Origin of the sequence: Pseudorhodoplanes sp. (genome assembly GCF_035565795.1) — a bacterium.
Lineage (GTDB): Bacteria > Pseudomonadota > Alphaproteobacteria > Rhizobiales > Xanthobacteraceae > Pseudorhodoplanes.
In genome coordinates this window covers 16,997-40,464 of the sequence record NZ_DATMRV010000068.1, presented here as the reverse complement: position 1 = coordinate 40,464, position 23,468 = coordinate 16,997, and the positions used below count along the sequence as shown (strand labels likewise).

The window sequence follows — 23,468 nt, the reverse complement described above, 5'->3', positions numbered from 1 at the left end:
GGGCACGCCATGAAGAGCGCGTGGGTTGACGCCGACGCGCGGGCCCTCGTCTCTCGCTATGCGGCAGACGGCCTTGCAGGCGATCTCGCGCTGCGCGTCTACACGACGCGCCTGCTCGGCCGCGATCCGAAGCTCGTGCTGCATGGCGGCGGCAACACGTCGGTCAAGACGCGCGTTACCGACCTGAACGGCGAGACCCTCGACGTGCTGTGCGTCAAGGGCTCCGGCTGCGACATGGGTCGGATCGAACCCGCCGGCCTCCCCGCCGTGCGGCTCGACAATCTTCGCAAGCTTCGCGCGCGCGATGCCCTGTCCGACGAGGACATGGTGAAGGTGCAGCGCGCGAACCTGCTCGATCCGATGGCGCCCAATCCGTCGGTCGAGACTCTGCTGCACGCGTTCCTGCCGCACCGCTTTGTCGACCACACCCATGCGACCGCGGTGCTCGGGCTGGTCGATCAGGACAACAGCCGCGAGCTTTGCGAAGAGGTGTATGGCGCGCGCATGGGTTTCGTGCGCTACATCATGCCGGGCTTTGCGCTCGCAAGGGAAGCGGCCGACGTCTTCGATGCCGATCCGAAGGTCGAGGGGCTGATCCTCGACAAGCACGGGCTGTTCACGTTCGGCGAAAGCGCTCGCGACGCCTACGAACGCATGATCGAAATGGTGACGCTCGCGGAACAGCGGCTCGCCAGAAACCGCAAGAGCGTTTTCGTCAGCGCAACATTGCCGAACGAGATCGGCGCGGTCTCCGAGGTCGCACCGATCCTGCGTGGCGCGGTCGCCCTCCCCGATCACAGGACGCAGGGCGCGTGGAAACGTCTCGTCCTCGACTTCCGTACGAACGACGCTATCCTCAATTTCGTGAATGGCGCGGAACTCGCGCGCTACGCCACCACCGGCGTGATCACCCCCGATCACACGATCCGGACCAAGAACTGGCCGATGATCGCGCCGTCTCCGGATGCGGCGAAGCTCCACGACTTCAAGCAGGCCGCCCGCGTTGCAGCGGCCGAATTCGTTGAGCGCTACGTCGATTACTTCGAACGCAACAATGCGCGCGCCGGCGACAGGAAGACCATGCTCGATCCGGCGCCGCGGGTGATCCTCGTGCCGGGCCTCGGTCTGTTCGGCCTCGGACGCAGCAAGAAGGATGCGCGGGTCGCTGCCGATCTCGCCGAAGCCGCGGTCGAAGGGATCACCGAAGCGGAAGCGATCGGACGTTATTCGCCGATCGGCGAAGCCGACATGTTCGATGTCGAATACTGGTCGCTGGAACAAGCCAAGCTCGGCGGTGCGAAGGAATTGCCGCTCGCCGGTCAGGTTGCCGTCATCACCGGCGCGGCCGGCGCGATCGGATTTGCAACGGCGAAGGCTTTCGCGGCCGCTGGCGCCGAGATTGCGCTTCTGGATATCGACGGCGCGGCACTGGTCGAGGCTGCGAAGTCATTCGGCGGATCCGCGCTCTCCGTCCGCGGCGACGTCACTGACGATGCCTCCGTGCGCACCGCGTTCGACCGGATCACCGAAGCTTTCGGTGGCGTCGATATCCTGGTATCGAATGCAGGCGCTGCCTTTCAGGGCAAGATCGGCGCCGTCGATGACATGACCTTGCGCAAGAGTTTCGAGCTGAATTTCTTCTCGCACCAGCGCGTCGCCCAGCACGCCGTGCGGATCATGCTGGCGCAAGGCACCGGCGGCTGCCTTCTGTTCAATGCGTCGAAGCAGGCGATCAATCCCGGACCGGATTTCGGGCCTTATGGCCTGCCGAAGGCGGCGACCCTGTTCCTCGCGCGCCAATACGCCCTTGACTACGGGGCGGAGGGCATCCGCTCGAACGCCGTCAATGCAGACCGCATCCGTTCGGGCCTCCTCAACAACGATTTCATCGCCGAACGCGCAAAGGCCCGCGGCGTCAGCGAGACGGATTACATGTCCGGCAATCTCCTGCGACGCGAGGTGACTGCTGACGATGTAGCTCAGGCATTCCTGCATCAGGCGCTGGCGCTGAAAACCACCGCCGACGTGACGACTGTCGATGGCGGGAACATCGCCGCCGCCTTGCGATGACGGCCAGACCACAGACACACAACCGACCGGCGTAAGGTCGTCTCGCTCAAAGGTGCTTCAGACGACGTGGTGTTCGACCAGCAGCATCACGATTCCGATCGCCGCCATCCCGACCGCTACCGCCCCGATCGGCAAGAGAATCTGCAAGGCCGCCTCCCGCCCCTTCAGTGGCCCTTGCCAGGTTTCGTAATCGCGCCGGGACCAGTCGCGTAGCGACCCGGCGCGGTCATGCGCCGGGGTCTGATGGAGCCAGGTCAGCCACAGCAGCAGAGGAATGCCCATCGCGATGACGAAGAATCCGCTCACCACGACAAGCAGATAGTCAACATAGCCGCGATCGCCGAAGTCGAAGGCGGAGATAACGAACACGGCTACGAGCCCGGCGACCAGCAGATAGATCGCAGGGTGGAACCGGTCGGAGGACGGCAGTTTCGGGGACGTGACATCGCTCGCCGGATTCTTTGCCGGATTCTTTAACATGGCGCTCTCCATCCAGGCGCCCCGTCTGCAGAACGTCCATGGCGGCTGAATCGTTCGAAAGCCCGGCCCGGGGATGAAATTTCTCCCGCCGCCTTTCCGCGCTACCGGACGTCTCGCGGCGGACCGAACTTTGGCCATTCCTGCTGCACGGACATCTTTATTCGCGGCGTCCGGTCCTTTACGTTCAGGACAAATCTCGAAAAAAGGAACGCGCCATGGCCCAGCTCGCGCAAGCCAGCGAACTGTCATCGATCGAGGCGTCGCTGAACTATGTGAAAAACGACGGCCAGAAAATCGTCGTGGAACCGGTCGGCGGCGGCTCGACCGAGATGAAGACCCTCGGGACGCTCGATCCTCACAACGTGATCATCCGCAACGGTCGCAGGTTCGAGACTTCGCTCGACGGCGAAGGCTTTCTGCTTGCCTGGCACGAGACCAGGGTGACGGACTTCTTCGACGAGAAGCAGATCCGCGACATCTATTACCAGGAAATGATCGACCTGATCAAAATGCAGAGCGGCGCCAAACGCGTCGTCGTGTTCGATCATACGCTGCGCACCGCCGACGATGCCGACCGCGCCGCCCGCAAGATCCGCGAAGTCGTGCCGCGTGTGCATAACGACTACACCGAATGGTCGGGCCCGCAGCGCGTGCGCGACCTTCTGCCCGACGAAGCCGAAGAACTGCTGGCGGGACATTTCGCCATCATCCAGGTGTGGCGGCCGATCCGCTATCCGGTCGAGACCTTCCCGCTCGCGATGTGCGACGCGATGAGCATTTCGCCGAACGATCTGATCGTCACCGAACGCCGGCATCCGAACCGGATCGGCCAGACCTATTCGGTCGCCTACAATCCCGACCACCGCTGGTTCTTTTTCCCGCTGCAGCGTCGAGAGGAAGCGATCGTATTCAAGGTCTACGACTCGCTGAAGGACGGACGCGCGCGCTTCTGCGCGCATACCGCCTTCGACGATCCGACCGCGCCGCCGGACGCCCGCCCGCGCGAAAGCATCGAGATCCGGACGCTCGCGTTCTTCTGAACGCTGCCGTGTGCTGATCTCGAACGCGAATTATCGCGGGCGCGCGGAGCGCGAGCATCGGGCAATCCTGTCGGCATGCGCGATGCGGAATGCGGATGCGGCAGCGGCCCCGCTGAACCAGCACATCCGCGAGACCTGCGTGCTGCTCGCCGCGTTTCTCAGCGAGCAGCAGGCCGGCTAGGAGCTAGAACTCCTCCCACTCGTCCTGTGCGATGGCGGTGGCAAGAGCAGACTGCATGTGCCGCGCGTGTCCGCGGATCGCGGCCGGCTTGCGGACCGGCGCACTCGGCCGCTCCGGCCTGGCCGCGACCGGTTCGTCTGCAGGCTCAGGCTCCGCATCCTCGTAGAGACGGAATGCAGCGACCCGCCCGTCCAGTGCGTTCGACTGATGTTCGAGCGTCTTCGCGGTCGCGGCGTTCTCTTCGACCAGCGCCGAATTCTGCTGCGTCACCTCGTCCATCTGGCTCAACGCCTTGTTGATCTGATCGATGCCGGACGCCTGTTCGGCGCTGGCATTGGCGATGTCTGCGACGATCGTGGCAACTTCGTTGATGCTCTTGACGATCTCGTTCAGCGCCTCGCCGGCGCGGTTGACGAGTTGCACGCCCTGCCCGACCGCGCCGGTCGAATTGGTGATCAGGTCCTTGATGTCCTTGGCTGCCTGCGAGGAGCGCTGCGCAAGGCTGCGCACCTCCGAAGCAACCACTGCGAAGCCGCGGCCTGCCTCACCCGCACGCGCGGCTTCAACCGCCGCATTGAGCGCGAGAAGGTTGGTCTGGCGCGCGATCTCGTCGATCACCGAGATGATGTCCGAAATCCTGCGCGAGGAATCCTCGATGCGGGACATCGCGGACACCGCCTGCGCAACGACCTCGCCGCCGCGCCCGGCGACATCGCGGGTGCCCTGCATCAGACCATTGGCAAGCTGTGCGTTCTCGGCGTTCTTCTTCACGGTCGCCGAGATCTCTTCCATGGAGGCCGAGGTCTCTTCCAGATTGGCGGCCTGCTCTTCCGTGCGCTGCGACAGGTCGGTCGTGCTCGACGAAATTTCCGCCGACGCGCTTGACACTTCGCGGGTCGATTCCACGATCGCGGTCAGCGTATCCTGAAGCTGATCGATGGCGTTGTTGAAGTCGTTCTGGATCTTCTGATACTCGCCGGCCCAGTCATCGCGGACACGGTAGGTCAGATCGCCCCGCGCAAGCCGCTCCAGGCCGCGGCCGAGACCGTCGACCACCTGCGCCACCTGACGCGCGGCTTCGGCGCGCGCGGCATCGTTGCGGGCACGTTCCTCTTCCGCGATCCTGCGATCCTCCGCGGCCTGCGCCTCGAGGCGCTGCTTGTCGAGCGCGGCATCGCGGAACACGGTCAGCGCGCGGGCCATGTCGCCGATCTCGTCGCTGTCCTTCACACCGGCGATCGTCACGCTGTTGTCGCCGGCGGACAGGCGCCGCATCGTGTCACACGCGGCGCTCAGCCGGCGAACCAGGTTGCGCTGGACATAGAAGAAGGCGATGGCGAAGGCCGCGAGCAGCGACGCAATTGCGACCACGATCAGCAGCATGCGGCTGCGACCGAGTTCGGAGAGAAGCGTCGAGGTGCCGCCGCGCATGCCGGTCTCGGTTTCCTTCACCAGTCCGGACACGGCCTGGTCGAGCTGCTTCTGGATCTTGACGTTCTCGGCAATGACCCCGTCGGCGCCGACGGTCGCCTTCAGTTCCTGCTGACGCAGTGCAAAGATGCCGTTGCTGTCCTGACCAAGCGCGATCAGCGCGTCGATATTCTTGCGAATCCCGTCATTGGGGATCGACTGGGCGGCGAGCATCAGGGTGTTCGCCGAGAAGGTAAAGCGATCCAAGATCGGCTTGAGCTGCGCCTCATCCTTGGCGACCGCGCCTTCGCTGATCAGGCTCGCAATCAGGTGGGTCTGGATCTTCAGTTCCAGAGCATTGCGGAAATTGACGAGCTGATCGTCGATCAGCTCCCGGACCAGGGTGCTGGTGCGCTTGGCGGCCTGCTCGCCCTGCATCACGGTATCGAAGTTCAGATCGTCGATCAGCGTGATCAGGACATTGGCGAGGCCCTCATGCGCGCGGAAAACGTTCTGGAGGCGCGCGGTTTCGTCCTCCGCGGCCGCAACCTTGCGGAAGTCGGCAAGCTTCAGGAGGCTGGACGTGCGCTCACGCAGCGCATCGTAACGGCTCACCTTCGGCAGCGAAGCCAGGTGCTTCTCCGCGCGGAGGGCCGATGCGGTGAAGCGGTCTTCCAGCATCGCCAGGATTGCAGGCGACGAGCTCAGCGCACCCGCCGTCAGGAGGCCGGTCGCAAGATTGGTCTCCGTGCCGATCTGGACCACGGTCTGCATCGTCTGGACGCCGTCCTCGACCAGCGACTTCAACGTCCGGTCACCGACCTTGCCGATGTCTTCCGCTTTGTTGACGGCGTTGACATAGGACGAGTTGACGATCGGGGTCACCTCTTCGGTGATCTTGTTATGGAGCAGGTGCAGTTCGCCGAGCCTGCGATCCAGTGTGCTGCGCAGGTTGGAGCGCGACACGATGACCGTATCGAGATCGGACAGGTTGTTCTCAAGGAGGCGCGAGGCGACGTCGACCGCCCCGAAGGATTCCTTGCTGGTTCCGGCGCGAACCTTGTCGATCAGCAGGCGCAGCTGCATCGAGCGGTCTTCGATCTGTGCGGCAATCTGGCGCTGGTCGCGGATATTGTTCGCGGCGACGAAACGCGCGGCCGCGGCCGATATTTCGCCCGACATCACCGAGAGCCGGAGCGCCTCGGTCATCAGCGGCACTTCCCGCTCGGCGATCCGTTCGACGCTGTGCTCGGCGGAACGAAATGACTGGATGGCGAGCCCCGAAGCAACGACCGTCATCAGCGCCGCGGCACCAAAAGCAAGCTGGAGCTTGACCCCGATTCCAGCCTTCGTGAGATTGGCCGGATTGAGCGACGCACCGACGCGACCGAATAGACTCTTCATGTCTTCCCCCCGAACCGGCATATGCCGGCATTCCATGCGGACCTTTCGGCCCGCCACCTCAGCAATTCCTATTTGGCAGAAACCTGCATCAAGCGATCGACCGCCTTGAACGAGCCACCCGCTGGATGACAGTCATGAAAACCTTGTCGAGCCCTTCGTTGTCGTCGGGGCCGTAGTCATCTGCAAGCCGCCAAGGTCGAACGCACCGCTCTCCTTGATGACCTTGAGAAAGCCCGCGCGCGTTGGCTCTGCGCCCGCGCGTTCGAGCGCGGCCGCAAGACGTCCGACGAGGTAGCCTTCGAGCGAAACGAACTCGGGCTCCGCCTTCGGATTGCGCGCCTTGATCGCAGCCCGGTAATCCGCGCTCACCTTGAGCGAGGCCTCCCACCGAAACGGAACGACCTGGCTGACAATCACGCCGGCGCCTTCGGGTCCGACGTCCTCGATCAGCTTGCGGGTGGCGACGAGGGATCGCGACGGCTCATAGCCGTCATCGATGCTGGTCAGCTTGAGCTTGCGCCCGTGCACGCCGCCCTTGCGGTTCACCTCGTCAAATGCAGCGAGCAGGCCTTCCTGCATTCCAAGGCCGAGCGCCGATGCGGGCCCCTGCAGCACTGCGGACTGACCGAAGACGATCTGATCCCGGGTGACGCCGTTCTCGGCTTTCGCCGCACCGAACGACAAGACCAGCAGCGAGGCTGCGGCAAATACTTCCAGATGTCGCATGTACACCCCGTTCTAGGATGCGTGGCAACCGGCCTCGCTAAAGATTTTGATGAAGCATAACCTCGCGTCGTAAATCGCTTACTAACGCGTAACCATAAGATCAGGCCGCTTCCGCTTCGACGCGCTGATCGAGCAGATGCGCGAGGTCGATCATCGCGATCATGCCGGCTTCGACAGTGAGAAGGCCGGACAGGAATTCGGTGCGGCCGTTGCGCACCACGGTCGGGACCGGCTGCACCTGCGAACTCTCGAATGCGACGATGTCGAGCACGCGATCGGCAAGGAGTCCGATCTGCTGATCGCCGATCTGCACGATGATCACGACATGCAGTCCATTCGCCTCCGTCAGTCCGCCGCCGAAGCGGCAACGCAGATCGACGATCGGAACCATCACGCCGCGCAGATTGAGCACGCCGCGCACGTAATCGGGTTGACCGGGCAGATGATTGATCTCGGACCAGCCCTTGATCTCGCGTACGGCCATGATGTCGACGCCGTATTGCTCTTCGCCGATCGCGAAGCTGATCAACTCCGCGCTGGTGGAGTCCTTGGAGCGCCCGGGGAGCGCCTGGTTCGCGGCATCATTGTTCATATCGTGCACCATCCCGTGTTCGGCGAGGCACGGGAACCGTGCAGCGCGAGCCGATGGCCATCGACCGCGCAGGATGGCTTCTGCCACGCCTCTTCGCCGTCACGGTGCCAGACAAGTCTTAATGCCGGCCTAAATGGTGCTGCGGTAGGGACCGCAAAAAGCGCCGGCGTGCCATCGCGCCAGCGCTGTCAGACCCGGCGCTGAACGGCCCGGTTCAGAATTCTTCCCAGTCATCGCTCGCGACAGCGGCGGCGCCACCTGCCCGTGCGACGGCGCGGGCAGCGGGCTTGCGAACCGGCACGGACGCGGGCTTGCGCTGTGCAGGACGCCTTGGCAACGGCGTCGCAACCCGCACCGCGTCGACGCTCATCAGCTTGTACGCACTCATCCGCTCATCCATTGCGCTCGCCTGCTGTTCGAGCGTGCGCGCGGTCGCAGCGTTCTGCTCGACCATGGCCGAGTTCTGCTGCGTCACCTCGTCCATCTGGGTCAGCGCCCTGTTGATCTGCTCGATACCACCGGCCTGTTCGCCAGAGGCGGTCGCGATATCCGCCACAATGCTGGCCACCTCCTTGATGGACTCCAGGATCTCCTTCAGGGAGGTGCCGGCGCGGTTGACCAGCTGCACGCCGTCCTGAACCTGATCCGACGAGTTGGTGATCAGCTCCTTGATATCCTTCGCCGCTTGCGACGATCGTTGCGCAAGGCTGCGCACTTCGGACGCGACCACCGCAAAGCCGCGTCCAGCCTCGCCGGCGCGCGCCGCCTCGACCGCGGCGTTGAGCGCAAGCAGATTGGTCTGCCGCGCGATCTCGTCGATGACCGATATGATGTCGGCGATCTTGCGCGAAGACTCCTCGATCCGTGCCATCGCCGAAACCGCTTCAGCCACCACCTCCCCGCCGCGATCGGCGACCTCGCGAGTGTTGCGGGTCAGGTTGTTGGCATAAGTCGCGTTCTCGGCATTCTTCTTCACCGTTGCCGCGATCTGCTCCATCGAGGCTGACGTCTCTTCCAGGCTCGCGGCCTGTTCCTCAGTGCGCTGCGACAGATCGGTGGTCGCGGCCGAGATTTCGGCGGCCGCGCTCGACACCTCCTGCGACCTTGCCTTGATCTCGCTCATGACCTCGGCGAGGCTGTCGAGCAGGTCGTTCACGCCGCCACACAGCATCTCCAGTTCGCCGGTCTTTCCGGCCATCGGGATGCGCTGACTGAGGTCGTTGTTCTTCGCCGCGATCACCGTCTCCCGGGTCTGTTCGACAGCCATGCGCATCGCGGTGATATCGGTGGCGAATTCCACGACCTTGAACGGACGTCCATTGGCATCGAGGATCGGGTTGTAGCTCGCCTGAATCCAGACCTCCTTGCCGCCCTTTCCGATCCGCTTGTATTGCCCCGCATCGAACTCGCCGCGTTTGAGCTTTTCCCAGAATGCGGTGTATTCGGGGCCCTGCACCTTTGCCGGCTCGCAGAACATGCTGTGATGGCGCCCTTTGATCTCCTCGCGCGAATATCCAAGCATGTTCAGGAAATTCTCGTTGGCGTGCACGACGCTGCCATCGATCGTGAATTCGACGATGGCCTGAGCCTTGTTCAGTGCGGCGAGCATGCCTTCGTTCAGGCGGGCTTCGGTCACGTCCTTCCATTCCAGGACATTGCCGACATAGGCCCCGTTCTTGTCGAAGCTGCCGGTCACCAGCAGCGAGATCTTCAGGCTGCCGACCGTGATTTCGGTCTTGAACGGAAGCCGTGACGGGTCGGAGAGCAACTGGCGCTGATCCGCCGGATTCCTGTGAAAGGTGTCGATGCAGGTACCGACAATGGCTTGCGGATTGAAGTTCGGCCAGAGCTTGCGGAACTCATCGACATGGGTTGAGAGCAGATCCCTGGTCGCCTGATTGACGTAGGTCACGATGAGGTTGCGATCGACCATCATGACCGCTGATGTGATGCTCTCGGCGAGACTGCCCTTCAGCTGCTCGAGGTTATACTTGCCACGGCCGGCCGCGCCGTTACTCGATCCATTCCCACGCTTGAAGAAGGACATGCTGTCACTCCATTGCAAAACTGCTTGGTGAAAAAATCGCTTGTCGACGTATCGACCTCGCAAGCAGGCTCACGCATGCACTCACGCGGTGTGAGACGAGACTTTTTCGGACATGTGAGAAGGCCGGGATCTTGAATGCCGCCGACCGCAGGACTTTCCTCAACCTAGACGGGCCGAAGGGTCCATCAATTAGATTAATATCGAATTAAATTTGATCTATCGCAAAGCGTAGAAATGCCAACCCTAGTCGGATGCCAGGATGAGGTTCCGGACCAGCGGATAGATCTGGGCTTCCCACTTCTTGCCGCTGAAGACGCCGTAATGCCCAACGCCGGGCTGCATGTGATGGCGCTTGCGATACGGCCGCAGGCTTGAGCACAGGTCGTGCGCGGCCAGCGTCTGCCCTACCGCGCAGATATCGTCGCGCTCGCCTTCGACCGTCAGCAGCATCGTCTTGCGGATCGCCTTGGGATCGACGCGCTGCCCGTCGTAATCCAGTTCGCCGAGCGGCAACGCATGGTCCTGGAAGACGAGTTTCACCGTCTCGAGATAGAATTCGGCGGTGAGATCGAGCACCGCGAAATATTCGTCGTAGAAGTCCTTGGTGGCCTTCGCCTTCTCGACATCGCCGCGCGCCAGCGCGTCGTAGAGTTCGCGGTGCGCCTTGGCGTGCCGATCGATATTCATGCTCATGAAGGCGGCAAGCTGCACGAAGCCGGGATAAACCCTGCGAAAGGCGCCGTCATAACGGAACGGCACCCGCGCGATCAGGTTCTTTTCGAACCATGACATCGGCTTGCTCTTGGCGAGCTCGTTGACCTTGGTCGGGTTGACACGGGTGTCGATCGGCCCGGCCATCAGCGTCATCGACCGCGGCTGTGCGGGATGATCGCCCTGCGCCATCACGGCGGCCGCCACCAGCGCCGCGACGCAGGGCTGACACACGGCAATGACGTGCGCGCCCGGTCCGATCGCCTCGAGGAAATCGATCAGATGGGTAACGTAGTCGTCGAAGCCGAAGCGGCCGGCGGATGTCGGAATGTCGCGCGCGTTGTGCCAGTCGGTGATGTAGACGTCATGCTCCGGCAGCATGGTGCGTACCGTGCCGCGCAGGAGCGTTGCGAAATGCCCGGACAGCGGCGCAACCAGCAATACGCGCGGCTGCGCGGTGTCGACATCTTTCCGGAAGCGCAACAGCGTGCCGAACGGCGTCGTACGGACCGCCTCCTCGGTCACCTCGACCTCGCGATTGCCAACCGTCACGCTATTGATGCCGTAGTCGGGACGCGTGTGGGTGAGCCTCGCCCGGGAGATCAGTTCATAGGCAGCGGTAAGGTTTCGGACGGCCGGGCCGTTCAGACTGGGGATCGCGTGGTGCGCGGACAGCGCAAAACCCGCAAGGGCCCGGACCGGCAGCATAATGTCGGAACTGGCCTGATACGCCTGATAAAGCATTCCCCCGCGGCCCTCGCCGCCCCTGTTGCAGTGCAAAAGCCTAGTGCATTTTTTTCTGCACTGCGAGATAATTTCCCCGCCGGAGCACAGGGACCGGGCGCCAGGGCGCCCGATCGGGGGATTACGGGAATGGCGCAAGCCACGTTGACCATCAGCAGCCGCAATTACGGATCCTGGTCACTCCGGGGATGGCTGCTCTGCAAGTTCGCGGGGATCGACTTCGAGCCGGTAATGGTGAACAGCGACGATCCCTCGGTGCGGGCGGAACTCCTGCTCCTGTCGCCCTCCTTCCTCGTGCCCATGTTGACCCACGATGGCGTCAAGGTGTGGGATACGCTGGCAATCGGCGGCTATCTCAACGAGCTCAATCCGGACGCAGGGCTCCTGCCCAGGGAACGCGTCGCGCGCGCGCATTGCCGTGCGGTGTCGGGCGAGATGCATTCCGGCTTCTCGAACATGCGGTCGGCCCTGCCGATGAACCTCAAGGCGCATTACCCCGGCTTCAAGGTCTGGGCCGGCGCGCAGGCCGATGTCGACCGCATCGTCACGATCTGGAACGAATGCCTGAAGGCCTATCGCGGCCCCTTCCTGTTCGGCAAGACGCCGAGCATGGCGGACGCCATGTATGCGCCGGTCTGCACGCGGTTTGTGACCTATGACGTGAAGCTCGACAAGGCTTGCGCGGCCTATTGCCGGACCATCATGGACATGCCGCTGATGCAGGAATGGATCGCCGCGGCAAAAGAGGAGCCTGACGAGGTCGAAGAACTCGACGTGGAGTTCTAGACTGCCTCTCTCAAACGGAGGCCCCTATGTCCGCACAACTTGATGTAAATCCCTTTGTCTGCGGTGCGACGCCGCAGCAGGCGATGTCCATTCTCGGCGCCATGCGTAACGTCGCCGAGACCGGCGGCGCGTTGAGCGACGCCGACGCACGCGCCCTCTCCGCCGCCTCACTCTATATGTTCGGACAGACTGAGGCGCTCGACGTTGCGCGACTGGAGCCAGTGACGCCGGCCACACTCGCATCGGTGATCGTCGATCCGAAGCTGCGCGAGGACGCACTGAAATGCGCGACCGTCATGGCTTTTGTGGACGGCACGCTGGACAAGGCAAAGATCCGCAAGGCCATCGACTACGCCACGTCGCTCGGATTGCATGAGCGCTATATCGACGAGATCGCGGAAGCGGCCGACGGCCATGTGAAGGAAGCGCTCGCCGACATGACGCGCGCCAATATGGTCTCGATCACCGGCAAGGACTGGAAGGACGCCGACGCCACCGCCTGGCTCGTTCCCTATGACAAGGCCCCCGATCCTGTGCTCGCCGAACGCTGCAAGGCGCTCGGCAACCTTCCGGAAGACAGCTTTGGCCGCGCCTTCTACGACCATTATCGCAACAACGGTTACGCCTTCCCAGGCGAGCCTGTGGGACTGAATGCCGGTTTCGGCTTCCCGCACGACACTGCGCATGTCGTCTCCGGCTACGACACCACGCCGCGCGGCGAATTGCTGGTGTCCACCTTCACGGCCGGCATGCACCCGCATTTTCCGATGGCCGGGCACATCCTGCCGGTGATCTTCTCCTGGCATCTCGACATCCAGATCAATCCGGTGGCGAAAGCCGCACAGGGCGCGCTTGATCCGCAGGAATTCTGGCACGCCTATGCGGGCGGCAAGACCGCGACGATCGACACCTTCGCGCCGGGCTGGGATTTCTGGAGCTATGTCGAGACGCCGCTGCGCGAGCTGCGCCGACAGTGGACGATACCCGAGGACGGTCTGGACCGGAAACACTGAGTTATTCCGGGGCGCGGCCGCGGACGCAGCGAACGCGCGGCCGTCCCGCCTTGTGAAAGGCGATCGAAACCATCTCCGTCATGCCCGCGCTTGTCGCGGCCGTGACGAATTATGGAGAGTGCGCGCGTTCCGCTGCTACCCCATCGCTTCCAGCGCGCCGACCGGCTTGGCATCGATCAGCACGAACGCGATCACGCACGGCTTGTCGCCGTTGTTGATCCAGTCATGGATGGTGCCGCGCTGGACCAGCACGTCGCCTGCCTTCAGATGCACCACCTCGTCGTCGAGCGTCATGTCGATCTCGCCCGACAGCACGACCGCAAAGTCGATCGAGTTGGTGCGGTGATTGCGCGGCGCGACGCCCGGCGCATATTCGATCACGCGGAACACCGCGCGATCCTTCATCGCGGTGCCGACGATCTCCTTGGCGCCGTCCGCGTCTCCGTCATTGTTCGCGGGCAAAGCGGTCGACCAGATATTGAAGAAGGTGCATCCCGGCCGCGGGTTGACCAGATCCTTCGAGATTTCGTCGATCAGGACGGTGGCCTTGCCATCCGCCTTGTGACCGGTAACGACGCGACGAAGCTGCATTGCGGCTATCCCTATTTCGCTTCCAGACCGATGCGGCGGATGATGTCGCCCCAGCGGCTGGTCTCCTGTTGCACATAGCTCTCGGCCTCCTTCGCGGAGCCGCCGACCGCCATGAAACCGATCTTCTCAAGCTGATCCTCGGTGTCCTTGTCCTTCAGGATCGCGTTCACATCGGCATTGATTTTCTGGATCACCGCGTCCGGCGTCCTGGCCGGCACGAAGAACACGACCCATGTCGTGTCGTCTGCCTCGCCAAGACCGAGTTCGCGGGCGGTCGGAACGTTCGGCAGCGCCTTGACGCGATCCTTGCTGGTGACGGCAAGCCCCTTCACCTGCCCGGCCTGCACGTTCTGTACCGCAGCCGATAGCGCAACGCTCGCGAGCGGAATGTGCGAGCCGATCACCGCCTGCGTTGCCGGCCCCGCACCGGTGAACGGCGCATGCGGAATGTCGACCTTGCCTTCAAGCTTGAAGATGCGTTCCGCCGACAGATGCGGCGTAGTGCCGGCGCCCGCGGTGCCGTAGGTCATCTTCTGCGTCCGCGCCGCTTCGATCGCCTCTTTCAGGTTGTTCGCCTTCAGGTCGGGCGCACCGATGATGAGATTGGGCGTGGTGGCGACCACGGCAGCAGCCTTGAAATCGCCCGGCGTATAGCCCGGATTCTTGGTCAGCGTCTGGTTGACCGCGAAGGCCGAGGTCGTGACCAGAATGGTGTAGCCATCGGGATCGGCTTTCGCTCCCTGCATCGCGGCGATGTTGCCGCCCGCGCCGCCGCGGTTTTCGACCACGACGGTCTGCTTCCAGCGGTCGTTGAGCTTCTGCCCGATGATGCGTGCGATCGAATCAGCGGGGCCGCCCGGCGCGAAGGCAACGAGCAGCTTCACCGGCTTGTTCGGATAATCCTGCGCGAGGCCCGGCGTTGCCACCAGCATGGCGGCAAGCGCAACATTCAGGGCCGCAATTTTTGTAGCACGAAACATGAGCGCCTCTCCGATAGCACCTTTGTTGCGAGGCAAAGGCCATATCGGACAGCGCTTGGCAAGGCGTCAGATTGCGCGTCTCGTCTGCAGAAAATGCGCCGGCCGCGGAGCGGCCGGCGGCGCAACCGATCAGAATTCTTCCCAATCGTCCTGCTTGACCGCGGCCGCGAGTGCGGCCTGCATCTTGCGCGCAGTGCCAGGCACGATTGCGGACTTCTTCGCAAGTGGCGCACGGCGCGGTGCCGCCGATGACGCCGGCGCCGCCTGCGCACGCGGAGCAACAGCCGCCTGCCCGGACAACTTGAATCGCCCGATGCGCTCCACCATCGTCCCGGCCTGCTGATCCAGCATGCGCGCCGCGGCCAAATTCTCCTCGACCATCGCGGCATTCTGCTGCGTCGTCTGATCGATCTGAGTCAGCGCGGTGTTGACCTGGTCGATCCCGACGGCCTGTTCGCCGCTCGCCGTCGCGATATCGGCAACGATATCCGCGACGCCGATGATCGACTGCATGATCTCCTCGAGCGTGTTGCCGGTGCGCCGGACCAGTTGCACGCCGTCCTGAACCTGGCTCGAGGAATTGACGATCAGGCCCTTGATGTCCTTCGCCGCCTGCGAGGAGCGCTGCGCGAGGCTGCGAACCTCGGACGCGACCACCGCGAAGCCGCGGCCAGCCTCGCCCGCGCGCGCGGCTTCGACCGCGGCGTTCAATGCGAGAAGGTTGGTCTGGCGCGCGATCTCGTCGATGACCGAAATGATGTCGGCGATCTTCTGCGAGGCTTCTTCGATCCGCGCCATCGCCGTCACCGCTTCGGAGACGACCGAGCCGCCACGGTCGGCGAGTTCGCGCGTGCCCTGCGCAAGACCGTTCGCGCGCTGCGCGTTCTCGGCATTGTTTTTCACCGTCGCTGCGATCTGTTCCATCGACGACGATGTCTGTTCGAGGCTCGCGGCCTGCCCTTCGGTGCGCTCCGAGAAGGTAGCCGTCGCGCTCGAAATCTCGCCGGAGATATCGATCACCTCCCGCGCGACGACCGAAATCGATCCGATCGCCTCATTGAGTTTTTCAACCGCGCTGTCGAAGTCCGACTTCAGCGCCTGATACTCGGCCGGGAACGTCTCCGGCAAGCGGCATGTCAGGTCGCCCTGCGCAAGCAGCGCAAGATTGCGGGTCAATGCTTCGACCACGGCAGCCTGCTTTTGCGCGGCCGCAGCGTTCGCATCCTCCGCGGCCTTTCGTGCGGCGTCTGCTGCATCGATATATGTCGAGATCGCGAGCTCCATGTCGAGGAACACCGCCTTGATCAGCGCGCCCATCGCGTCGGCGGCCTGTTCATGGCCTTGCCGGCCTCCAAAAAGCCCCTTCGGCCAGTTCGCGGCGAGAACCACCTTCGCCAGATCCGCAAGGAGCAGCGCGTAACCTCCGACATACCAGCGCGGCTCGAGGCCGATGCGTGCGTGCGTCTTGCCGATCCGGATGCTGCTATCGAGATAATCGGCGCTGAAATCCGCCGAACTGATGCGGGACCAATGGTTGAGCTGGGCCCCTTTCGCGTGGCTGACACGGCTTTCATCGGCGAAGAAGCGCGCGACATCCGGCACGGAGCCGATCTTGCCGTAGAAATCCTCGAGGATAGCCGGCAATGCCATGTCGATCACCGGCTTCAGCGAGCGGATGTCGTCCTTGGCTTTGGCGTCGAGACCAATGAAGTGCAGACGCTCTGCAAGCGCGGATTGATCGCTCAAGATTTTTCGCCTCGTTGTGTCTGGCGTGCGAAGCATCGTGTTCCGCACGACTCAAGTACAACGACGGTTAAATCCCACCGATTAATGCTCGCTTACCAAGCAAAGTTCTACTCATCCGCGCAGTGCGCGACGCATCCCGCAAAGCGAGAAAAGGCTCACTTCGCAGCCGCGGCCGCGCGCGTCGAGACGCGCTCGGCCGGGACCACGTCGAACTGGCGCAACATGCCGCGCCGAAGCACATCGAAAGTCACGGTGCGTCCGATCCGGTCGGCATTGAGCAGGCGGATCAGGTCGTCGACGCCGGTGACCTTCTCACCATCGACCTTGACGATGACGTCGAGCGTCATCAGCCCCCCGGTATCGGCCGGGGCGCCGTGCTCGATGGTGGTGATCATCGCGCCCGAGCCATTGTCGATGTCGGCGGCGCGGGCGTGCCTGCGCGGCACCGCAACGGTCTGCGCCGCGATCCCGATAAAGCCGCGCCGTACACGGCCGTGCCGGATCAATTCGCTGAGCACGGTCTGCGCGGTGTTGCTGGCGACCGCAAAGCAGATGCCCTGCGCGCCCATGATGATCGCCGTGTTGATCCCGATCACTTCGCCATGCGACGTTACCAGCGGTCCGCCGGAATTGCCCGGATTGAGCGCGGCGTCGGTCTGGATCACGTCCTCGATCAGGCGGCCGGTCTGCGAGCGCAGCGAACGGCCGAGTGCGGAGATCACACCCGCAGTCACGGTCGATTCAAATCCGAGCGGATTGCCGATCGCGACCACGAGCTGGCCGCGGCGCAGCGCCTTGGAATCGCCGAGCGGCGCGGTCGGCAGGTTACGCACGGAATCGGCGCGGATCAGCGCGAGATCGGTGTCCGGGTCTTCGCCGAGCAGGCGCGCATCCATGACGCGGCCCTCGGCATCCGTGAGCCGCAATTCGCGCGCGCCATCGACCACGTGGCTGTTGGTCAGCACGAGGCCGTCCGGCGCGATGATGACGCCGGAGCCTACGCCGCCGCGGCCCTTGCCATCCTTCTTTCGCGTCTCGACCCGCACGACAGCGGGACCGACGCGGTCGGCGACGCCGATCACGGCATGGGAATAGGCGTCGAGCAGCGCCGCATCGCTCGCGGCATTGTCGGCATGTGGCTGCGCTTCGTCCGCCTCGAACAGGGCGGTATTGGTGATATCGAGCATGGGACGCTCTCACATGAATACACGCGCGGCCGCAGACTGGTCTGCGGGCGCCCAAGCCGCCGGCCGCGCTGTTGGGGTGTTCCCAGATATAGGTCGGCGGCGCGTGAGTTAAAGGCCCGCCTCCGCGGCTAGCGGATGTGCGCGAAAACCTCGGCAAAAAAGTAGGGGCCGAGGCAATAAACGCTGGTCCACAGCACCGCTCCCGCGCCTTGCGCCATCAGGAAGCGGTGAAACGGCATGGAGAGCGAACCCGCGACCAGGCCGTTGAGCTGCCGCATCAGCGGGATGAAGCGCGCGGCGACGACGATCCAAAGGCCGCCTTTGGAAAAACGCGCCTCGACTGCATCGAGCCGTTCGGCGGTGAGACCGATGCGTGGCCCGAAGCGACGCAACAGCCGGTTGCCGCCGAGCCGTCCGATCAGATAGCCGGTGGAATCGCCGAGGATCGCGCCGAACAACACCGCGAAATACACCCCGACGATCGAGAGTTCGCCCTTGGCCGCAAGCAGGCTGCCCGCGATCACGCCGGTTTCGCCGGGTACGGGCGAGCCCATCGATTCCAGAAAGATCATCACGAAGAGCGTAATAGCGCCGTAGGTCTTCAGGAACGGTTCGAAGATCGCCCAGCCTTCATGCAACGTCGAAAGCATTCGCCTCAATTCCCGAAAGACTGGCCGACTTTCTTCATGACCGCGTCTTTCCATTGCACGATCTGCGGCGAGTCGAGAACCTGCGGCGGCTTGTCCGTTTTCACTGCATCGGGAGTCAGCCGCGCGATATCGAGTTCGCCGTCGGTCCAGTAGGAATCGCCCTCGCCGTTGCGCCCGTTCAGCGTCGGGCCGACGCCGGTCACCTGATAGATGGCTTCCACGACCTTTGCGGCTTTCAGGTCGTCGATCAGGCCATCGCGTTCCGCGTCGATATCCGGCGAAATGTGGTGCGTCACCTGCCCTGTATAATGACTGAGGCCGACGCCGCGATCGAAGGTCACCGAACCAAGCCAGACCGGCCGCTTCTCGGCGCCCTGTGCAAGCACCTGCCAGAACCGCACGTGATGGCGGCGATCGGCGCTCTTTCCGGACGGCTTCTCGAAGGCAAGATCCTCGACGCGCCCGTCATAATAAAGCGGGCTCACCGGGGCATGTTTGTATGGCCGGTCGAGCAGCACCGAACCGATGATCTCGACACTCGACTTGAGCGTGATCGGATCGGCCGGAAACCATCCTGCCTCGTTCATCGCCCGGATCACGGTCGCGCGTTCGCCGACAAGTCCGACATTCAGCGCATCGCCGGGGATGCCCTGCTTGGTATGCGTGACCATCGACTGGGTCGCGAGGCCAGGTTGATGCTCGAAATGCTTCCACGCCGCCGGCAGGATCAGATAGGCGACGGCGCCGTAGATCAGTGCCACGACGGCGGCAGTGAACATGATCGCACGTCCATAGGGTCTCATTGCTTTTTATACCGGATCGCTGCCGCCACGTCTTGCAGACCATGCAATGAGTCCGGCAACGACGAAAATAGCAAAACACGCGCTGAAGGGACCGGCGGCGGCATAGGCAAGCGCACCACCGAGCACGCCGGCGAGGAAGCCCATCAGCACGGAGAACACGGTCGCGAAACGCCTGCGCGCTTCCGCGACATAGGCGGCGAGTGCGGGATCGGCGGCAACGCGCGCCGGACGAAAGCGCGCATAGATCAGTTCGGCGGCATCGATCGCGAGCTGCGTCGAGTTGCCGGTCATCACGTTGGTCTGGGGCACGCCGCGAAGCAACAACCGGACGAGCGTCGATTGCACGCCCATCGCCGCCGCCGACAGCAATCCGGCGGCCGCGCCGATGAGGGCGTCCGGGTTCGTGATCGGCCACGCGTAGAGCATCAGCGCAACGAAGGCCGAGAGCAGCAATGCTTCAAGCGCAAACACCAGCGGCAGCGAAGAACGTTTGCTGCCTCTGCGCGCGATGACCATGATCGCAGCGATGCCGGCGCCCAGCATGAATGCCGGGATGGCGAGCATCTTGACCGCCACGCCACGGTCATCGACCACGAGCTCGGCCGCAGCGACCACAAAACTGCCGGTCACCTGCGCGGCAAAGAATCCGAACAATGCGAGAAAGGTGATGCTGTCGACATAGCCGGCGACGAGACTGAGCAGTGGCGGAACGACGCGCGGCAGCGGCGCGGGTCCGGCAGTCGCATTCATAGGCCGCGCAGCCACGCGCCGATGCGCGCGACAGCCTCATGCATGTCGGCCTGCGATTGCGCGTAGCAGAAGCGCAGATAGTGGCGTCCGTCGATCGGATCGAAATCGACGCCGGGCGTCGCCGCGACATGCGCTTCCGCAAGCAGGCGCTTGGCGAACTCGTACGAGTCGTCCGAGAAGCGTCCGATATTGGCGTAGAGGTAGAACGCGCCGTCGACCGGAAGAAACGTTTCGAGCCCGGCCTGCGGCAAGCCTTCAATCAGGATACGGCGATTGTCTTCGTAGCCGTGCTTGACGCCGTCCATCTCGTCGCGGCCGTCGAAGGCGGCTTCCGCCGCGATCTGCGACAGGGTCGGCACGGAGATCGCGAGATTACCCTGCAACCGTTCGATCGGCCGCACGAGCGGCTCGGGCGCAACGATCCAGCCGATCCGCCAGCCGGTCATGCAGAAATATTTCGAGAAGGAATTGATTACGAGCGAAGCGTCCGAGACCCGCAGCGCGGTCTCCGCCGGAAACGCGTAATCGAGGCCATGATAGATCTCGTCCGAGATGAAGCGGATGCCCGCCTCTTCCGTCGCGCGGATCAGGTCCGCAAGCGCCTCGGGCCGCATCATGGTGCCGGTCGGATTGGCCGGGCTCGCCACCAGCAATCCGTCGAGCTTCTGCTTGCGATGCTCGGACAGCACCGCCTCCGGCGTCACAGCCCAGCGTGTCGCGTCCCCGGTCTCGATCAAAACCGGCTCGCAGCCGAGCGCCTTCAGGATGTGGCGGTACGGCGGATATCCGGGATTGGCGATGCCGACGCGGTCGCCGGGCTCGAACATCGCAAGGAAGGCCAGGATGAAGCCTGCAGACGATCCCGTGGTGACGATCACCCGCGCCGGATCGAGATCGACATTATACGTTTCGCCATAGTGCCGCGCGATCCGGTTGCGCAAGGAACTGATTCCGAGCGCTTCGGTGTAGCGCAGAGGCCCGTCGAGTGCGTTTTTCGCAGCCGTGATTGCGGTCCGCGGCGCCGATGCCGCCGGCTGGCCGACCTCCATGTGGATGACGTGGTGGCCCTTAGCCTCCATGCGCGTCGCGGCCACGATCACGTCCATCACCATGAAGGGCGGAACATCGCTGCGCGCGGACGGCGACAATATCTGGCGTGCCCGTTCCAGCATCAGTTCAGGCGCCCATTTTCAACCTGTCGTTGGGCATGCGCCCCGCTCCTGCCGCATTCGCGGGATTGCTTGGGACGATCCCGAGACCATGACCGCGGCGTGATTTGACCGCTTCAGACGGGCTCTCTAGGTTCGCGCCATAAGCGAAGCAAATCAGAACGTTATGACACGAGCCGCAACCCCGCTTACGCCTAGCAGGACCGCGAGGTCGAAACCAGTCTCGCGCCTCCTGGTGGCGGCGATGGCGGTGGTTTTGGCGGTTCCGCCGCTCCCGGCGCAGGCCCAGAAGCGCGGCGGCGGCATTCCGCTGATCCGGGACGCCGAAATCGAGCAATTGATGCGCGACTACACGACGCCGATTCTCCGGGCGGCGGGGCTGGCCAAGGCCAATGTTAAGGTCGTGCTGATCAACGACCGTTCGTTCAACGCCTTCGTGGTCGATGGCCGCCGGATCTTCGTCAATACAGGCGCGCTCGCCGAATCGACGACCCCCAACCAGATCATCGGCGTCATGGCGCATGAAACCGGCCATATCGCCGGCGGCCACCTGTCGAAACTCCGGCAGGAACTCGCCAACGTACAGACCGCGGCGCTGATCGGCATGCTGCTCGGCGCAGCCGCAATGGCAGCCGCCGGTCGCTCCGGCGCGGGCGATGGCGCGGGTCAGGCCGGCATGGCAGCGATCATGGGCAGCCAGCACGTGGCGACCCGCAGCCTTCTGTCCTACCAGCGCGCACACGAGGAAGCCGCGGACCGCGCGGCGGTGAAATTCCTCGCCGCCACCGGACAATCCGCGAAGGGCATGTACGAGACCTTCAAGCGCTTTGCGGACAACTCGATGTTCACCGCGCGCTTCGCCGACCCTTATGCGCAGTCGCATCCGATGCCGACCGAACGCATGGCCGCGCTTACGGAGATCGCGCGCACGAGTCCGAACTGGGACAAGAAGGACCCGCCGGAATTGCAGGCGCGTCACGACATGATGCGCGCCAAACTGTCCGGCTTCATGGAGCAGCCGCAGACTGTCGCGCGCCGCTATCCGCCGAGCGACACGTCGCTGCCGGCTCGCTATGCGCGCGCGATCGCGACCTACCGGCATTCCGACATTCGCGCCGCGCTGGCGCAGATCGATGCGCTGATCGCGGCGCAGCCGAACAATCCCTATTTCCACGAACTGAAGGGGCAGGCACTCCTCGAAAACGGCCGCGCAGCCGAAGCGGTGGCGCCGCTGCGCCGCGCGGTCGCTCTCGCTCCCGATCCGACGCTGATCAAGATCATGCTCGGGCAAGCGCTGGTCGCGACCAACAACCCTGCGCATGCCGAAGAGGCGATCTCGATCCTGCGCACTGGACTGGCGCAGGAGCCGGACACGCCTAACGCCTATGAGCAACTCGCCATGGCCTATGGCCGCAAGGGCGATCTCGCTCAGGCCGATCTCGCATCGGCGCAGGCCGCTTTCGCAAAGGGCGACATCAAGACCGCGCGCGAACTCGCCGCACGCGCCAAGACACGCCTGCCGGTCGGATCGCCCGGCTGGGTCCGTGCCGATGACATCATTGCCGCCAAGGTGCCGACGGGACCGAACCGTCAGAACTGACCGATTCACAAAGGACACACTCAATGAACATTCTTTCCCGCCTACTCGCCGCCCTCACCGTGGCGTTCGCCGTTGTCGCGGGCGGCGCGGCGCAGGCGCAAAGCTTCACGCCGGAGCAGCGCGGCGAGATCGAGGCGATCATCAAGGACTATTTCATCAAGCACCCCGAGATGATCGAGGAGCTGCAGGCGCTGGCGCAGACCGAGAAACTCAAGCGGGTCATCAGCGAGAACAAGCAGACGCTGTTCGAGTCGCCGCGTCATGTGACGCTCGGCAATCCGAAGGGCGACGTCACGATGGTCGAGTTCTTCGATTACAATTGCGGCTTCTGCAAACGCGCGCTCGACGACATGATGACGCTCATCAAGGACAACCCGAATCTGCGCGTCGTGCTGAAGGAGATGCCGGTCCTCAGTCAGGGCAGCATGGATGCGGCTCAGGTCGCGGTTGCGGTCGCACTGCAGGACAAGAGCGGCAAGCGCTATCTCGACTTCCACCAGAAGCTGCTGGGCGGCCGGGGCCAGGCCGACAAGGCGCGCGCCCTCGCCGTCGCCAAGGAAGTGGGCGCCGACATGGCCCGCATCGAGAAGGACATGAACAGCCCCGAGGTGAAGACCGCGCTGCAGGAAAGCTTCGGCCTCGCGGAGGCGCTCGGCTTCCAGGGCACGCCGTCCTACGTAATCGGGAACGAGGCTGTGGTCGGCGCGGTCGGCGTCAAGGAGTTGCAGGCCAAGATCAATACGGCACGCTGCGGCAAGGCGACCTGCTGACGCCTCGCAGGCATCAGG

At 63.8% G+C, this 23,468-nt stretch carries 21 protein-coding genes; 7 read left to right on the top strand and 14 right to left on the bottom strand.

All coding sequences use genetic code 11. The features are described 5' to 3' along the window. Window positions 1-9 precede the first annotated feature (9 nt). Entirely contained in the window at window positions 10-2,070 is a 2,061-nt protein-coding gene (locus VNZ93_RS07295; protein WP_325702222.1) for a bifunctional aldolase/short-chain dehydrogenase, read from the top strand. 57 nt (window positions 2,071-2,127) lie between these two features. Here VNZ93_RS07295 and VNZ93_RS07290 read toward each other — a convergent pair whose 3' ends face one another. Further along, window positions 2,128-2,550: a hypothetical protein gene (locus VNZ93_RS07290; protein WP_325702219.1), complete on the bottom strand. Its 423-nt coding sequence runs from the start codon at window positions 2,548-2,550 to the stop codon at window positions 2,128-2,130. Window positions 2,551-2,765: 215 nt separating this feature from the next. Between VNZ93_RS07290 and VNZ93_RS07285 the strand changes: the two genes are divergently transcribed. Next, window positions 2,766-3,590, top strand: coding sequence for a CmcJ/NvfI family oxidoreductase (locus VNZ93_RS07285; protein ID WP_325702216.1), 825 nt, complete (start codon window positions 2,766-2,768; stop codon window positions 3,588-3,590). 10 nt (window positions 3,591-3,600) lie between these two features. Next, window positions 3,601-3,771, top strand: a complete 171-nt coding sequence (locus VNZ93_RS07280; protein ID WP_325702213.1) for a hypothetical protein — start codon at window positions 3,601-3,603, stop codon at window positions 3,769-3,771. A gap of 3 nt (window positions 3,772-3,774) precedes the next feature. Here the strand turns inward: VNZ93_RS07280 and VNZ93_RS07275 are convergent, their stop codons facing one another. From VNZ93_RS07275 to VNZ93_RS07255, 5 genes are all read right to left on the bottom strand, one after another. Beyond that, window positions 3,775-6,585, bottom strand: coding sequence for a methyl-accepting chemotaxis protein (locus tag VNZ93_RS07275; RefSeq protein WP_325702210.1), 2,811 nt, complete (start codon window positions 6,583-6,585; stop codon window positions 3,775-3,777). Window positions 6,586-6,717: 132 nt separating this feature from the next. Further along, the gene (locus VNZ93_RS07270; RefSeq protein WP_325702207.1) at window positions 6,718-7,311 is read right to left on the bottom strand and encodes an ABC transporter substrate-binding protein; all 594 of its coding nucleotides are present in this window, start codon (window positions 7,309-7,311) and stop codon (window positions 6,718-6,720) included. Between the two features lie 100 nt (window positions 7,312-7,411). Further along, window positions 7,412-7,903 carry a chemotaxis protein CheW gene (locus tag VNZ93_RS07265; protein ID WP_325702204.1) on the bottom strand — a complete coding sequence of 164 codons (492 nt, stop codon included), beginning with the start codon at window positions 7,901-7,903 and terminating at the stop codon, window positions 7,412-7,414. A gap of 214 nt (window positions 7,904-8,117) precedes the next feature. Continuing rightward, window positions 8,118-9,950 carry a methyl-accepting chemotaxis protein gene (locus VNZ93_RS07260; protein WP_325702200.1) on the bottom strand — a complete coding sequence of 611 codons (1,833 nt, stop codon included), beginning with the start codon at window positions 9,948-9,950 and terminating at the stop codon, window positions 8,118-8,120. 243 nt (window positions 9,951-10,193) lie between these two features. Beyond that, window positions 10,194-11,405 carry a polyhydroxyalkanoate depolymerase gene (locus tag VNZ93_RS07255; protein ID WP_325702197.1) on the bottom strand — a complete coding sequence of 404 codons (1,212 nt, stop codon included), beginning with the start codon at window positions 11,403-11,405 and terminating at the stop codon, window positions 10,194-10,196. 129 nt (window positions 11,406-11,534) lie between these two features. Between VNZ93_RS07255 and VNZ93_RS07250 the strand changes: the two genes are divergently transcribed. Together VNZ93_RS07250 and VNZ93_RS07245 are read left to right on the top strand one after the other, a co-directional pair. Further along, window positions 11,535-12,191, top strand: coding sequence for a glutathione S-transferase family protein (locus tag VNZ93_RS07250; RefSeq protein ID WP_325702194.1), 657 nt, complete (start codon window positions 11,535-11,537; stop codon window positions 12,189-12,191). A gap of 26 nt (window positions 12,192-12,217) precedes the next feature. Beyond that, window positions 12,218-13,204, top strand: coding sequence for a hypothetical protein (locus tag VNZ93_RS07245; protein ID WP_325702191.1), 987 nt, complete (start codon window positions 12,218-12,220; stop codon window positions 13,202-13,204). Between the two features lie 135 nt (window positions 13,205-13,339). Here the strand turns inward: VNZ93_RS07245 and VNZ93_RS07240 are convergent, their stop codons facing one another. The 8 genes from VNZ93_RS07240 to VNZ93_RS07205 all read right to left on the bottom strand — a co-directional run bounded on the left by VNZ93_RS07240 (window position 13,340) and on the right by VNZ93_RS07205 (window position 21,083). Then, a complete protein-coding gene (locus VNZ93_RS07240; protein ID WP_325702188.1) occupies window positions 13,340-13,795 on the bottom strand; it encodes a cupin domain-containing protein in 456 nt (151 codons plus the stop codon). 11 nt (window positions 13,796-13,806) lie between these two features. Then, window positions 13,807-14,775 (bottom strand): Bug family tripartite tricarboxylate transporter substrate binding protein, encoded by a 969-nt coding sequence (locus VNZ93_RS07235; protein WP_325702185.1) that lies wholly within the window; start codon window positions 14,773-14,775, stop codon window positions 13,807-13,809. Between the two features lie 129 nt (window positions 14,776-14,904). Further along, on the bottom strand, window positions 14,905-16,521 hold the full coding sequence (locus VNZ93_RS07230) for a methyl-accepting chemotaxis protein (RefSeq protein WP_325702182.1): 1,617 nt from the start codon (window positions 16,519-16,521) through the stop codon (window positions 14,905-14,907). Window positions 16,522-16,676: 155 nt separating this feature from the next. Then, window positions 16,677-17,708 (bottom strand): S1C family serine protease, encoded by a 1,032-nt coding sequence (locus VNZ93_RS07225; RefSeq protein WP_325702179.1) that lies wholly within the window; start codon window positions 17,706-17,708, stop codon window positions 16,677-16,679. A gap of 128 nt (window positions 17,709-17,836) precedes the next feature. Beyond that, window positions 17,837-18,358 (bottom strand): DedA family protein, encoded by a 522-nt coding sequence (locus VNZ93_RS07220; protein ID WP_325702176.1) that lies wholly within the window; start codon window positions 18,356-18,358, stop codon window positions 17,837-17,839. A gap of 5 nt (window positions 18,359-18,363) precedes the next feature. Continuing rightward, window positions 18,364-19,137 carry an LssY C-terminal domain-containing protein gene (locus tag VNZ93_RS07215; protein WP_325702173.1) on the bottom strand — a complete coding sequence of 258 codons (774 nt, stop codon included), beginning with the start codon at window positions 19,135-19,137 and terminating at the stop codon, window positions 18,364-18,366. Window positions 19,138-19,167: 30 nt separating this feature from the next. Next, window positions 19,168-19,911: a YoaK family protein gene (locus VNZ93_RS07210; RefSeq protein ID WP_325702170.1), complete on the bottom strand. Its 744-nt coding sequence runs from the start codon at window positions 19,909-19,911 to the stop codon at window positions 19,168-19,170. Continuing rightward, window positions 19,908-21,083 (bottom strand): pyridoxal phosphate-dependent aminotransferase, encoded by a 1,176-nt coding sequence (locus tag VNZ93_RS07205; RefSeq protein ID WP_325702167.1) that lies wholly within the window; start codon window positions 21,081-21,083, stop codon window positions 19,908-19,910. The genes VNZ93_RS07210 and VNZ93_RS07205 overlap by 4 nt, the downstream gene beginning before the upstream one ends. A gap of 163 nt (window positions 21,084-21,246) precedes the next feature. Between VNZ93_RS07205 and VNZ93_RS07200 the strand changes: the two genes are divergently transcribed. Beyond that, a complete protein-coding gene (locus VNZ93_RS07200) occupies window positions 21,247-22,680 on the top strand; it encodes a M48 family metalloprotease (RefSeq protein WP_414710005.1) in 1,434 nt (477 codons plus the stop codon). A gap of 23 nt (window positions 22,681-22,703) precedes the next feature. Next, a complete protein-coding gene (locus VNZ93_RS07195) occupies window positions 22,704-23,450 on the top strand; it encodes a DsbA family protein (RefSeq protein WP_325702162.1) in 747 nt (248 codons plus the stop codon). The last annotated feature ends 18 nt before the right edge of the window (window positions 23,451-23,468 follow it).

Coding starts and splice junctions, on each gene's coding strand:
- VNZ93_RS07295 (WP_325702222.1), top strand. CDS start 10: ATGAAGAGCGCGTGGGTTGACGCCGACGCGCGGGCCCTCGTCTCTCGC.
- VNZ93_RS07290 (WP_325702219.1), bottom strand. CDS start 2,550: ATGTTAAAGAATCCGGCAAAGAATCCGGCGAGCGATGTCACGTCCCCG.
- VNZ93_RS07285 (WP_325702216.1), top strand. CDS start 2,766: ATGGCCCAGCTCGCGCAAGCCAGCGAACTGTCATCGATCGAGGCGTCG.
- VNZ93_RS07275 (WP_325702210.1), bottom strand. CDS start 6,585: ATGAAGAGTCTATTCGGTCGCGTCGGTGCGTCGCTCAATCCGGCCAAT.
- VNZ93_RS07270 (WP_325702207.1), bottom strand. CDS start 7,311: ATGCGACATCTGGAAGTATTTGCCGCAGCCTCGCTGCTGGTCTTGTCG.
- VNZ93_RS07265 (WP_325702204.1), bottom strand. CDS start 7,903: ATGAACAATGATGCCGCGAACCAGGCGCTCCCCGGGCGCTCCAAGGAC.
- VNZ93_RS07260 (WP_325702200.1), bottom strand. CDS start 9,950: ATGTCCTTCTTCAAGCGTGGGAATGGATCGAGTAACGGCGCGGCCGGC.
- VNZ93_RS07255 (WP_325702197.1), bottom strand. CDS start 11,405: ATGCTTTATCAGGCGTATCAGGCCAGTTCCGACATTATGCTGCCGGTC.
- VNZ93_RS07250 (WP_325702194.1), top strand. CDS start 11,535: ATGGCGCAAGCCACGTTGACCATCAGCAGCCGCAATTACGGATCCTGG.
- VNZ93_RS07245 (WP_325702191.1), top strand. CDS start 12,218: ATGTCCGCACAACTTGATGTAAATCCCTTTGTCTGCGGTGCGACGCCG.
- VNZ93_RS07240 (WP_325702188.1), bottom strand. CDS start 13,795: ATGCAGCTTCGTCGCGTCGTTACCGGTCACAAGGCGGATGGCAAGGCC.
- VNZ93_RS07235 (WP_325702185.1), bottom strand. CDS start 14,775: ATGTTTCGTGCTACAAAAATTGCGGCCCTGAATGTTGCGCTTGCCGCC.
- VNZ93_RS07225 (WP_325702179.1), bottom strand. CDS start 17,708: ATGCTCGATATCACCAATACCGCCCTGTTCGAGGCGGACGAAGCGCAG.
- VNZ93_RS07220 (WP_325702176.1), bottom strand. CDS start 18,358: ATGCTTTCGACGTTGCATGAAGGCTGGGCGATCTTCGAACCGTTCCTG.
- VNZ93_RS07215 (WP_325702173.1), bottom strand. CDS start 19,137: ATGTTCACTGCCGCCGTCGTGGCACTGATCTACGGCGCCGTCGCCTAT.
- VNZ93_RS07210 (WP_325702170.1), bottom strand. CDS start 19,911: ATGAATGCGACTGCCGGACCCGCGCCGCTGCCGCGCGTCGTTCCGCCA.
- VNZ93_RS07205 (WP_325702167.1), bottom strand. CDS start 21,083: ATGCTGGAACGGGCACGCCAGATATTGTCGCCGTCCGCGCGCAGCGAT.
- VNZ93_RS07200 (WP_414710005.1), top strand. CDS start 21,247: ATGACACGAGCCGCAACCCCGCTTACGCCTAGCAGGACCGCGAGGTCG.
- VNZ93_RS07195 (WP_325702162.1), top strand. CDS start 22,704: ATGAACATTCTTTCCCGCCTACTCGCCGCCCTCACCGTGGCGTTCGCC.